Origin of the sequence: Pseudomonas sp. B21-032 (assembly GCF_024748965.1) — a bacterium.
Taxonomy (GTDB): Bacteria; Pseudomonadota; Gammaproteobacteria; order Pseudomonadales; family Pseudomonadaceae; genus Aquipseudomonas.
On record NZ_CP087180.1, the window covers coordinates 2,081,311 to 2,093,354 of the forward strand.

At 62.8% G+C, this 12,044-nt stretch carries 11 protein-coding genes; 3 read left to right on the forward strand and 8 right to left on the reverse strand.

Annotated features, from left to right (window positions below; all coding sequences use genetic code 11):
* The 4 genes from LOY54_RS09555 to LOY54_RS09570 form a co-directional block, all read right to left on the reverse strand.
* Window positions 1-534: a DUF2589 domain-containing protein gene (locus LOY54_RS09555; RefSeq protein WP_258610706.1), complete on the reverse strand. Its 534-nt coding sequence runs from the start codon at window positions 532-534 to the stop codon at window positions 1-3.
* A 104-nt stretch (window positions 535-638) separates the two neighbouring features.
* Window positions 639-1,292 carry a DUF2589 domain-containing protein gene (locus LOY54_RS09560; protein WP_258610236.1) on the reverse strand — a complete coding sequence of 218 codons (654 nt, stop codon included), beginning with the start codon at window positions 1,290-1,292 and terminating at the stop codon, window positions 639-641.
* 81 nt (window positions 1,293-1,373) lie between these two features.
* The gene (locus LOY54_RS09565; RefSeq protein ID WP_258610237.1) at window positions 1,374-1,754 is read right to left on the reverse strand and encodes a Mor transcription activator family protein; all 381 of its coding nucleotides are present in this window, start codon (window positions 1,752-1,754) and stop codon (window positions 1,374-1,376) included.
* A 299-nt stretch (window positions 1,755-2,053) separates the two neighbouring features.
* The gene (locus LOY54_RS09570) at window positions 2,054-2,515 is read right to left on the reverse strand and encodes a hypothetical protein (RefSeq protein WP_230090834.1); all 462 of its coding nucleotides are present in this window, start codon (window positions 2,513-2,515) and stop codon (window positions 2,054-2,056) included.
* Between the two features lie 158 nt (window positions 2,516-2,673).
* Here LOY54_RS09570 and LOY54_RS09575 point away from each other — a divergent pair, with 158 nt between their 5' ends.
* Window positions 2,674-2,862 carry a hypothetical protein gene (locus LOY54_RS09575; protein ID WP_093384931.1) on the forward strand — a complete coding sequence of 63 codons (189 nt, stop codon included), beginning with the start codon at window positions 2,674-2,676 and terminating at the stop codon, window positions 2,860-2,862.
* 37 nt (window positions 2,863-2,899) lie between these two features.
* Here the strand turns inward: LOY54_RS09575 and LOY54_RS09580 are convergent, their stop codons facing one another.
* Complete coding sequence (locus tag LOY54_RS09580; RefSeq protein WP_258610238.1) at window positions 2,900-3,286, reverse strand: fe2+ zn2+ uptake regulation protein; 387 nt, start codon at window positions 3,284-3,286, stop codon at window positions 2,900-2,902.
* Between the two features lie 243 nt (window positions 3,287-3,529).
* Between LOY54_RS09580 and LOY54_RS09585 the strand changes: the two genes are divergently transcribed.
* Window positions 3,530-5,821, forward strand: a complete 2,292-nt coding sequence (locus tag LOY54_RS09585; RefSeq protein ID WP_258610239.1) for an acylase — start codon at window positions 3,530-3,532, stop codon at window positions 5,819-5,821.
* 1 nt (window position 5,822) lies between these two features.
* On the opposite strand, the gene yegQ is transcribed toward LOY54_RS09585, so the two are convergent.
* Window positions 5,823-7,142, reverse strand: coding sequence for a tRNA 5-hydroxyuridine modification protein YegQ (gene yegQ, locus LOY54_RS09590; protein ID WP_258610240.1), 1,320 nt, complete (start codon window positions 7,140-7,142; stop codon window positions 5,823-5,825).
* 122 nt (window positions 7,143-7,264) lie between these two features.
* On the opposite strand from yegQ, the gene LOY54_RS09595 reads away from it, so the two are divergent.
* Window positions 7,265-8,329, forward strand: a complete 1,065-nt coding sequence (locus tag LOY54_RS09595; RefSeq protein WP_258610241.1) for an AI-2E family transporter — start codon at window positions 7,265-7,267, stop codon at window positions 8,327-8,329.
* On the opposite strand, the gene LOY54_RS09600 is transcribed toward LOY54_RS09595, so the two are convergent.
* Window positions 8,326-10,380 (reverse strand): TonB-dependent receptor domain-containing protein, encoded by a 2,055-nt coding sequence (locus LOY54_RS09600; protein WP_258610242.1) that lies wholly within the window; start codon window positions 10,378-10,380, stop codon window positions 8,326-8,328. The genes LOY54_RS09595 and LOY54_RS09600 overlap by 4 nt on opposite strands.
* Before the next feature lie 191 nt (window positions 10,381-10,571).
* Window positions 10,572-12,041 carry an NADH-quinone oxidoreductase subunit NuoN gene (nuoN, locus tag LOY54_RS09605; protein WP_045201388.1) on the reverse strand — a complete coding sequence of 490 codons (1,470 nt, stop codon included), beginning with the start codon at window positions 12,039-12,041 and terminating at the stop codon, window positions 10,572-10,574.
* Window positions 12,042-12,044 lie beyond the last annotated feature (3 nt).

The window sequence follows — 12,044 nt, forward strand, 5'->3', positions numbered from 1 at the left end:
TCAGCGCACGGTCGCCGCTGCGATGAACTCGTTGCTGTCGATCGTGGGTTGGGCCGGTGTGGACACCCGCTGCGGAGTGATCAGGCTGGTGTACTCCTCGATCAGCCGGTTCAACGCTTCCGGTGGCTCACAGGCCTGGAACTGCATGCGGATCTGTACTTCATCGGGGTCGCGTGCGGCATCGCCGTTGCGTTTGCCCTGGCTGCCGACCGTCACATAGAAGCGTTCGCGCTGCAGGTTTTCACTGGCATCGGTGGTCTCGGTGTTTTGAATCCGTACCGACAGGTCGACCTGCATGCGCTCCAGTGCCAGCCCGCGCGGCGACACCAGCGCGATCAGCGGGATCTGCATGGTGTGCTGGTCATCCATTGCCACTTCGACCATCTTGGCTTTCATCGGCGCGCCCAGCGCCTCGGCGTCGTAGTCGAAAAACTGGTCGAACAGCTTGATGTACTGCTGGGCAATCAGGTGGTTGGTGGCCGCAGCGGCTTCCTGCAGGCCGCGGGTAATATCACAGAGGTCGCTGGCGGTAATGGGGGCGTTCACTGCCGAGGTTTGGTCCAATCGTTCCCACTCCTTGTGCTCGTCAGCAGGCCTCTCGAGCATGAGAGGCCTGGGTTTTTATTTATGCTGCACGATCAGATGGCTGTTTCTTTGCGGCTTTCCTGTTCGTCAGGCATCGGCAGTGCCGAAACCGGCATCGCATCGAGGTTTTTCGCGGTGGCATCGGCCATGACCACAGGCTTGGTCGCAGCGTCGGTGAGAAAGTCGATGACCCGCATCAACGCCTCGGGTGGGTCCTGGCGGCGTACCTTGGTGTTGAAGGCGTAACGTGCACGGGTATCGGTTTTGCGAGTTTGAGTGGATTTGTGGCTGACCTGGCCTTTGACATTGAGCCTGAATTTGCCCCAGCCCAGCGACGCGCCGAAACTTGCCTCTTTGCCGCTCTCTTCGGTGCTTTCGGCTTGCTGGCTGATGGTCAGTTCGAATTCGATGTTGCCTTCTTCGATGACGATGTTGGGGTGAGTGACCGCTGCCAGCAGCGGGATCTGCATCTTCTTCGTGACAGTTCCCTTGTACACCCCTTGTTCATCGGTGACGGTTTCGTCGTAGTCGAATTGAATGGCGACGGCTTTGCCATTCTGGATGCACACGCCCATAAGAAAGTCGGCGTACGACTTGCTTGCCGAAATCTGTGCCTGGATCATCGCCTGCAGAGGTCCCGAGATCATCCGGTCCAGTGGCAAGGCGTTCATTACCGAGCCGATCAGGCCATTGTCGATTGTTGCCATCAGAGATTTCCTTGTCTTGACTGCACATCATTGTGCGGGGTTGCCTTGAATGCCGGAGTTATCGGCTCAAGTCGATGACGCTTAGCGCGGGCAGGATTCCTGGCGACGGATATTGCCGATCTGGCGCAGGCTCAATCCGTACTTGTTGGCGAGCATGCTGCGTGACAGACCGTCGGCGCTTTCCTGCTGGATTTGCTGGTTGCGCAGCTGGCGCAGAAAATGGTCAACCTTGGGGATCTCCAGGGCCATGCCGGCGAAGCGCTTGATCAGCGCATCCAGCGCCGGCGCCGGGAGAATTTCCGCCAGTGCGGTGCGTTCGCGGTGCTTGGGAATGTACTTGGGGCGCCCGCCAAAGGCGCAGGTCAGGTTGTAGGCATTCTCGATGCCCAGGCATTCGATCAGCATCTGCAGCGAGTGGGGCAGTTGTTCGATATCGATACGGTTCAGGTCGCTCAGTTCCATGGTGACTTCCTTGTAGGCGATAGTTCGGCACCTTGATGATCCGTGCCAGGCAGCTAGGGCCATTGCAGGCAGCGTCAATGCGACAAATCGCATCTGTCTGTCGTGGCTTGAGCTGGATTCTCGGCTACTGGGCGGAAGGCGGGCTAGGCAGCAAGTAGGGCGGCAAGGGAGGGCTTTATGTACGCTTTCTGTAGGACGAACCATGCCGATGGGTGGGAAATGAATTGTGACGTAAGCGCAACGCCTTGATTACCGGTTGCCAGGGCGATGGTGACCTTCCCAGGTTGAGCCACCCATGCTTACTCGCAAGGGCGCGCCAGCAACAGGCTGACCTGGCCCAGATAGGGGGTTGGATGGCTGACGCCCTGTTCGGGGAAACTGCGCCAGTCGACCCACACGCACAGGGCGGTCAACGCCTGCGTGCCAGCCTTGCCGATGACCCTGGGGTGAAAGTCGCGGCGATAGCGCACCTGCGTCTGCTTCAACGGTCGTGCCTGATCGGCGCTGGCCAGGGTGCTGGCTACCAGTGCCGGAATTTGTGCCTGGGGCACATCGAAATGCTCGGTGTGCGGGTTGCTGTGCAGATGCCCGGCCTGTCGGCTGCGTTGCCAGAGTTGTTGCCACTGGCTACTGCCGGCGCTGTGCGCCAATTGTGCAGCCAGCTCCAGCAGCAAAGCCTGAGGTTGGGATTCGGTGGGCAGGGCATGGGCATTGAGGGGGCCGAGCAGCGCCAGGCTGAGCAGCAGGGTTCGCATCGACATGGTAATCCTTGCGTTGGTCTGGGCAGTCGTCCGGGAAGCCATGTTGGCAATGCTGCGGGGCGGGCAGAAGCGGGAAATAGTCCGCTGTCTGTGGGTGACGTTGTATCATGCGCTCGGCCCGCTTCGGGGCTTTTCGCCGATGTCGCAAGGAACTACCCATGACTCAAGGTCAACGCCTGAAATACTCCATCCTGATCTCCCTGCTGGTGCTGGGGATCATGCTCGGACTGTCCTACCTGCAAAAGCAGGGCACCATCAGCGAGCAAGTGTTCCAGTACATCGCCATTGCCGTGGCGGTGGTTGTGGTGGTGGTCAACGGCATCATGCGCCGCAAGGTCAAGCCCTGAGGCGGTAAGCGCGGCCGGCTGCGCGCCGGCCGGTCGCTCAACGGCAGGTGGCTTGCTCCAGTACCGCGCGGGCCTGGGGGTTGAGGCTGTAGCACTTGTCGTTGCCCAGGCTGATCACGCCTTCGGCGCACAAACGCTTGAGCACTTCGCGAACGCTGAGGAACGACAGCGGAATATCCAGCTGTTCGAGCTGGCTGTGGACCCCGCGCACGCCGATACTGCGGCCATCGCGATCGGCCATGTGCAGGGCATCGATGACCTTCAGGCGGATCAGGCTGGTACGCAGGCCAAAGGCCTTGAGCAGCTCGCGGATGTGTTCATTGCCAGGGCGCTCGTGCTCGCCGGCTTCGGTTCTTGCAGTCACCGGTTGGCTCTTTGTGCGTCCAGGGCCAGCGGTTATCGCTGGCTGTGGCTGGTTGTACATGTGAATGCTCCATTTCTTGGCCTGTCCAGGTAAGCAAAAGTGTTTGCCTACACCTATAAGACGAATGAGCGCGGCAAAACTGCAGTACCTGATGAAAAAAATCTTCAGCCTCACCCTCTAAAGACGTATTGAGCGGTGCAAACCGGTAAATTTATTTGGCGTATTTCGTTCAGTCAGGACGACCTTTCCCCTGATTGAGCTGGAGTGCGCGTGATCAAGCCCTTTCCCTTAGCGACCCTTTGTATGGCCGGGCTGCTTGCCGGCCTGAGCCTGTCCGTCCAGGCGCGCGTGGCGCCGGGTGATGCCAGCGCTGAAATCCGCCGCAGCAGTTACGGCGTGCCGCACATCCTGGCCAGGGACGAGCAGGGCTTGGGGTACGGTATCGGCTATGCCTATGCACAAGACAACCTGTGCCTGCTGGCCAACGAGGTGGTCACCGTCAATGGCGAGCGTTCGCGTTACTTCGGGCCAGAACAGCGCACCTTCGAGCAGCGCGAAAACCTGCCCAGCGACCTGTTCTTCAATTGGCTGAATACGCCAACGGCGGTGTTCGGCTTCTGGCAGGCACAACCGCCGGCCATGCGTGCACGGCTCGAAGGCTATGCCAAGGGCTACAACCGCGCGCTGGCCGAGTTCAAGGCCCAGGGGCAGGGCGTGCAGTGCCTGCAGGCCGAATGGCTACGGCCGATCACCACCCTCGACCTGGTCAAGCTGACTCGCCGCTTGCTGGTCGAAGGCGGTGTCGGCCAGTTCGCCGAAGCACTGGCCGGGGCCACACCGCCGAATGTCGTCGCCCAGTTGCGCCCCGACCTGCGCATCGCCCAGTTGCGCCAGGAGCAGTTTGCTGTCGAGCGCGGCAGCAATGCCGTGGCCATCGGTGCCGAGCGCTCGTTCAACGGTCGCGGCATGCTCCTGGGCAACCCGCACTTTCCCTGGGCCGGCGGCATGCGCTTTTATCAGATGCAGCTGACCCTGCCGGGCAAACTGGATGCCATGGGCGCGGCCCTGCCGGGCTTGCCGCTGATCAACATCGGCTTCAACCAGCACCTGGCCTGGACCCACACGGTCGACACCTCCAAGCACTTTACCCTGTACCGGCTGGAGCTCGACCCCAAGGACCCGACCCGCTACCTGCTCGACGGCAAGTCGCAGGCCTTGACCCAGCAGCGCCTGAACGTGACGGTCAAGGGCGCGGACGGCCAGCTCAAGCCGGTGACCCGTGAGGTCTACAGCTCGGTATTCGGCCCGATCGTGCAATGGCCGGGGCGCCTGGACTGGAACAAGCAGTACGCCTTCAGCCTGCGTGATGCCAACCTCGAAAACACCCGGGTGCTGGCGCAGTGGGATGCGATGAACCGCGCCGACAGCCTGAAAAGCCTGCAAGCTTCGGTGCAGCGCCTGCAGGGCATTCCCTGGGTCAATACCCTGGCGGTGGACGCCAAGGGTCAGGCGCTGTACTTGAATCAGTCGGTAGTGCCCTATGTCGACGCCGACCTGCTGGCCAGCTGCAGCGACCCGGCCGCCGGACAGGAGATGATCGTGCTCGACGGTTCGCGCAGTGCCTGCAACTGGAAGGTCGACCCGCGGGCCGCCCAGGCAGGCATCTTCCCCGCGCAACTGCTGCCGAGCCTGAGCCGCAAGGACTTCGTCCAGCATTCCAACGACTCGGCGTGGATGGTCAACCCGGCCACACCGTTGCAGGGCTATTCGCCGCTGGTCAGTCGCGAAGACCAACCCTTGGGCCCGCGCAGCCGCTTTGCCCTGCAGCGCCTGGCGAGCCTGAGCGAGAAGGGCAAGATCAGCCCGGCCGATCTGCAGCAGATGGTCATGGACAACCAGGTGTATGTCGCCGAGCTGGTCATGCCCGACCTGCTCAACTGGTGCGCCGCGCAAGCGGCAGATGCCAAGCTCGGCGCGCTGTGTACCAGCCTCAAGGCCTGGGACCTGCGCGCCAACCTCGACAGTGGCCTTGGCCTGGTGCATTTCCAGAATATCTTGCAGGCCTTGCAGGGGCGCAAGGACATCTGGCGTGTTGGTTTCGACGCTGCCGACCCGCAGCACACGCCGCGCGGGCTGGCCGTTGGTCGCGCCGAGGTGGCCAGCGCCTTACGTGAGGCAGCGCTGGCTTCAGTTGCGCAGGTAAGCAAGGCCGGTTTCGCCGAGGACGCGCGCTGGGGCCAGATCCAGCAGGCTGCCGACGGCACGCCGATCCACGGTGGGCCGGCAAGCCTTGGCGTGTACAACGCAATCCAGAGCGTACCGGTCGCCGCCGACAAGCGCCTGGTAGTCAGCGGTACCAGCTACCTGCAGCTGGTGACCTTCGATGACCAGGGCCCGCATGCGCTGGGGATGCTGGCGTTCTCCGAGTCCAGCGAAGCGGGTTCGGCCCATGCCAGTGACCAGACCCGCGCGTTCTCGGCCAAGCAGTGGCAGGTGATTCCGTTCACCGAGGCGCAGATCAAGGCCGATCCGCAGTACCGCTTGCAAGTGATTCGCGAGGTTGAAAGCGCGACGGTGGCCACGTCCGCGCCTTGATTCAGTCAACCAGATCCCTGAGCAGCAAACCGAAGGCCAGGTCTACCTGCTCGGGGATCGGTAAATACACTGTGTGTCCATCCCCCGGTGCTACCTCGATTTCGTCACCCTGGCGTTTGCGCAACTGATGCAAGTCGAAGTGGTAGTTGCCCTTGGGTGTCATCAGTTCCAGGTGATCACCCACAGCAAAACGGTTCTTCACCCGCACTTCAGCCAGGCCATTGACCCGCTCGCCGCTCAGTTCGCCGACAAACTGCTGGCGTTCGGACACTGAGTTGCCGCGCTGGTAGTTCTGATATTCGTCATGCACGTGCCGGCGCAGGAAGCCCTCGGTATAGCCGCGCTGGGCCAGTGATTCGAGGTTGAGCATCAGGTTGCGATCGAACTCACGCCCGGCTGCCGCGTCATCGATGGCCTGGCGATACACCTGGGCGGTGCGTGCGCAGTAGAAGTGCGACTTGGTCCGGCCCTCGATCTTAAGCGAATGCACGCCCATGCGCGTCAGCCGCTCGACATGTTGCACCGCGCGCAGGTCCTTGGCGTTCATGATGTAGGTGCCGTGCTCGTCTTCGAACGCCGGCATGTCTTCGCCCGGGCGGTTGCTTTCCTGCAGCACGAACACCTGCTCGGTCGGCGCGCCGAGGCCCAGGGTCGGCTGCACTTCGCGAACGATTTCACCGGTGACATTCTCGCTGGCCGCGGTGGCTGTGTATTGCCAGCGGCAGGCGTTGGTGCAACTGCCCTGGTTGGCATCGCGGCGGTTCAGATAACCCGACAGCAGGCAGCGACCGGAGTAGGCCATGCACAGCGCGCCGTGGACGAACACTTCCAGTTCCATCTGCGGCACCTGCTGGCGAATCTCCTCGATCTCTTCCAGTGACAGCTCGCGCGACAGGATTACCCGGGTCAGACCCTGGCTGCGCCAGAACTCGACGCTGGCCCAGTTCACCGTGTTGGCCTGCACCGAGAGGTGAATCGGCATCTGCGGGAAGTGCTGGCGCACCAGCATGATCAGCCCCGGGTCGGACATGATCAGTGCATCCGGGGCCATTTCGATCACTGGCGCCAGGTCCTTGAGGAAGGTCTTGAGCTTGGCGTTGTGCGGGGCAATGTTGACCACCACGTAGAAGCGCTTGCCCTGGGCCTGGGCTTCCTTGATGCCCAAGGCAAGGTTGGCGTGGTCGAATTCGTTGTTGCGCACACGCAGGCTGTAGCGCGGCTGCCCGGCATACACGGCATCGGCGCCGTAGGCGAAGGCATAGCGCATGTTCTTCAGTGAGCCGGCGGGGGCGAGCAGTTCGGGTTTGGCGAGAAGGGTCATGATCGGGTCGCGGCAAAAGGCGCGGATGCTACGCCGGCTGCAGCTAGTGTTTATTGATCTGCATCAACGGCACTTTTGGCAATGCCCGGCGCACTAATGAATAGAACGCACAAGGAGCGCACATGAACGAAACCGTCATGCAACACAAGGCGTTACTGGCACTGCTGGTGTTGGTAACCATCGCCTTCATCTGGATTCTCCTGCCGTTCTATGGCGCGGTGTTCTGGGCGGTGATCCTCGGTATCGTCTTTGCCCCGCTGCAGCGCCGCCTGCTGGCGCGCCTGGGCTGGCGGCGCAACCTGGCGGCCGGGCTGACCTTGTTCATCTGCCTGGTGATTGCAATTTTACCGGTGATCATCATCAGTACCCTGCTGGTGCAGGAGGGCGCGGCGCTGTACAAGAACATCGAAAGCGGCGAGCTGGACCTGGCCGGCTACATCGAGCGCTTCAAGAACATCCTCCCGGCCTTTGTGCAGAACTTCCTCGAGCGCATGGGCATGGGCGACCTGGCCGGCCTGCGCGATAAAATCACCAAGGGCGCCATGCAAGGCAGCCAGTTCTTCGCCACTCAGGCTTTCAGCTTCGGCCAGGGGACTTTCGATTTTCTGGTGAGCTTCGGCATCATGCTTTACCTGCTGTATTTCTTCCTGCGTGACGGCGCCGAGCTGGTGCGCAAGATCCGCACCGCGGTGCCGCTGGCCGAACAGCAAAAGCGCCGTCTGCAACTGAAGTTCAACCGCGTGGTACGCGCCACGGTCAAGGGCAACCTGCTGGTGGCGGTGACCCAGGGCGCCCTGGGCGGGATCATCTTCTGGATTCTCGACATCCCCAGCGCCTTGGTCTGGGGCGTGCTGATGGCTTTTTTGTCACTGTTGCCGGCAGTGGGCGCAGGGATCGTCTGGGCGCCGGTGGCGGTGTACTTCGTCGCCACCGGCGCCTTCTGGCAAGGCACGGTGCTGGCCGCATTCGGTGTGTTCGTCATCGGCCTGGTGGACAACGTGCTGCGCCCGATCCTGGTGGGCAAGGACACCAAGATGCCCGATTACCTGATCCTGGTTTCCACTCTGGGCGGCCTGGCGGTATTCGGCCTCAACGGTTTTGTCATCGGCCCGCTGATCGCCGCGCTGTTCATGTCCAGCTGGGCGATCTTCGTCTCGACCAAACCGCAGGTGCAATTGCCCAGTTAACGGAAGCTGTAGGACACCCCGGTATAGACCCCGAAGCCTTCGCCCGGGGTCGAGCGGGCAATGTCGGTACCGTTGTCGTTGTAGCCGGGGGTGACGGTGGCGGCATAGCGTTTGTTGGTCAGGTTGCGCAGGTCGAGCCAGGCTTGCCAGTCCTGTTTCGGCGAGTTGTAGCCCAGGGTGGCGCCGAGAATGGCATAGGCGTCGGTCGGGTAGCTGTTGGCGTAGTCGACCTGGACCTTGGAGGCCATCTGCGTGTTGACCCCTGCATACAGGCCGCTGGGCAGGTCGAAGCGCAGTTCGGCCTGGTAGTAGTGCATGGGGATGCCCGGCAGGCGGTTGTCGCCGAAGCTGTCGTCGTCGCGGTAGTGGAAGTCGCTGAAGGTGTAGGCCTGGCGCAGGCTCAGCTTGCCGACCCCGGCGCGCTCCCACAGCAGGCTGTCAAGGCCGGCCTCGATGCCCTGGTGCACGGTCGGGCTGGCGTTGAACTCCTTGGCAGGCTGGCCTGGCACGATCTCCACCGCCAGCAGCTCATGGCGTACGTCCGAGTAGTACCAGGCCAGGTCCCAGCGGCCGATGGCCGACTCGCCGCGTGCACCCAGTTCCAGGGTAGTGGCGGTCTGGTTGTGCATTTCAATCGGTTGCGTGTTGCTGGTCGAGCTCCAGATCAGCGACCACGGGTGCGGCGGCTCCACCGAACGGCTGAGGTTGCCATAGACCTGCAACTGCGGGGTGATGTCGTAGCGCAGGCCCAGGCGCGGGGCGTAGTCCCAATCGCTCTGGCTGACCTTGCCGCCATTGTCGGGGTAGGTCACCGCGCTCTCGCGGCGGGTATAGATCGCCGCCAGGCCACTGGTCAGCCACAGGTCGGGGATCAGTTCCAGTTCGTTGCCGACATGCAGGACAGTGTCCGAGCCCTGGTAGGTGAAGTCCCGGGTTTTTGCCCCGAATACGCCATTGGCCCGCGAGTATTGCGAAGCACCGCTGTTGGGCAAGTGCTTGGTGGTACGCCAGCCGACGGTGGTTTTACTTTCGTGGCCGAACAGGGTGTGGCGGCGCTGATAATTCAGGGTGCCGCTGACGTCGGTGTAGGCGACCTTCAGGCGCATCGGACCTTCGCGCAGGTCCATCGGATAATCGTGATAGACCAGGCCTGCTTCGAGCTGCGAATCGTCATCGAGATAGAAGGTGGTCTTGTTGCCCAGCCAGGTGCTGCCCGGCTGCGGACGGCTGTTGTCGCGGCTCAGGTAGGCCGGGTTGGCCCCGCGCGGATCATGCTTGATCTGCTCCTGGGTCAAGCGCCCGGCCAGGTCATTCTCGGTCTCTCGATAACGCAGGTAGAAGCGGGTCTCCAGGTTCGGATTGAAGCGGTAGCCGACATTGGCGGCGATGCCCTTGCTGCTGCCGCTGCTGTGCCGCTGGTAGCCGTCGTATTCCGAGTCGGTCAGCGCCACGTAGTAGTCCAGGTCGCCCAGGACCTGGCCGGAGCTGATCTGGCGTTTGGCATAGCCGCGACTGCCGAGCTCGTAGCGCAGTTGCAGCGGTGCGGCGTCGCGGCCGGTGTGGGTGATGTAGTCGATAGCGCCGCCCAGCGCCAACGCGCCGCGGTCGAAGCCGTTGGCACCGCGCAGCACTTCGGCGCGGCTCAGCCACAGTGGTTCGAACAGTTCATAGGGCGTGCCACCCGGGCCGGTCAGCGGCAGGCCGTCGAACATCGTGTACACACCCGAGCCGTGAGCGCCGGGGGCGCGGTTGATACCCGAACCCCGGATCGACAGCTTGATGCCGTCGTTGCCAGCCGACTGGGCGAACACCCCGGGCTGGTAGGCGAGCACATCCTGGTTGCTGGCGACCCGGCCTTGCTCCACCCGTTGCATGTCGATCAGGTTGCTGGCGCCGGGCACCTGCTGCAGGCGTTCGCGAGCATCTTGCAGCTCGCTCTGCTCCTGTTCCTGGATCAGCACCTGGCCGAGTTCGATGCTATCGCTGGCCTGCACCGACGCGGCACAGGAGATCAGCAAGGCGAGGGAGGAGCGGGGTAGGGTGGGGTGCATCGATGGGGTTCCAGGACTGAGAGCGGGTATCTGACGTCGCAACTATCAGACGAAGCACAGTCACTGATATCTACAGGGCAGCCCATCCAGTGGGAGCGGCGGTGCGGCGACCCGACTTGCCCCGCGATGAGGGTTTCGGCCTGAAAACAAAACACCCCGCCGAAGCGGGGTGTTTGTCAGTGCCTGATCGATCAACCGATCAGTTGCAGGCCTGCATGCTGGACCATGTCCAGCAACGGCTGCGGGTATACGCCCAGGACGAAGGCGAGGATGGCGATAGCCAGCAGCATGACGCCGCCGGTGCGCTGTTCCCAGTTCAGCGGGGCGTCGTGGCGACGCAGGTTTGGCTCGATCAGGTACAGGGTGACCATCACGCGCAGGTAGTAGAACACGCCGATGGCGCTACCGATCACCAGGGCACCGACCAGCCACCACAGCTGCGACTCGACGCCGGTCGCGATGATGTAGAACTTGCCGATGAAGCCTGCGGTCAGCGGGATACCGGCCAGCGACAGCATCATCACGGTCAGCACCGCGGTCAGGTACGGACGGCGCCAGAACAGGCCGCGGTACTCGTACAGGGCGTCGGCGTCACGGCCGTTGTATGGCGAGGACATCAGGGTGATGACGCCGAAGGCACCGAGGCTGGTGATCACGTAGGTGACCAGGTACACGCCGATGGCTTCGACCGCCAGGCCCTTGCTCGCCACCAGGGCGATCAGCAGGTAACCGAAGTGGGCGATCGAGGAGTAACCGAGCAGGCGCTTGAGGTTGCTCTGGGTCAGCGCCAGCAGGTTACCGATCAGGATCGAGGCCACGGCGATCACCGACAGCACGGTGGTCAATACGCCGCTGCTGGCCGCAGGGGAGATCATGAACAGGCGTACGACGACGGCGAACACCGCGACCTTGCTGGCGGTGGCCAGGAAGGCGGCGACCGGTGCCGGAGCACCTTCGTAGACGTCCGGGGTCCACAGGTGGAACGGCACCAGCGACAGTTTGAACGCCAGGCCGACCAGCATCATGCCCAGGCCCAGCTGGGCGATCATGCTTGGCATGCTGGTGGCCGCCAGGGCCTTGCCAATGCCGTCGAAGCTCAGGCTGCCAGCGTCGGCATACAACAGCGCCATGCCGAACAGCAGGAAGGCAGAACCAGCAGCCGAGAGCACCATGTACTTGATGCCGGCTTCCAGCGAACGCTTGTTGAAGAAGGCATAGGCGACCAGGCCATAGACCGGTACCGAGAGCAGCTCAAGGCCGATGAACAGGCCAGCCAGGTGCTGCGCGCTGACCAGTACCAGACCGCCGAGGGCGGACATCAGGATCAGCAGGTACAGCTCTTCGCGGTTGCCCGGGTAGCCTTTGCCGCCATCACCCAGGTAGGCGTGGGCGAGGGTGACGCAAGCCAGGGTGGCAACCAGGATCAGCGCCATGTACAGGCAGGCGAAGTTGTCGATGGTCAGCAGCGGGGTGACTGCCAGGGGCGCAACCTTCAGCGCCGGGATGATCGACAGCAGGGCCAGGTTCAGGCCCACGGTCGACAGCAGGAAGGTTTGCGAGTGGTTGCGCCGCCAGGCGATCGCCAGCATCACCACGACCGTGGTGATGGTGGTGATCAGCAGCGGCGCAAGCGCGATAAAGTGTTGAATCGTCAGGTCCATAGC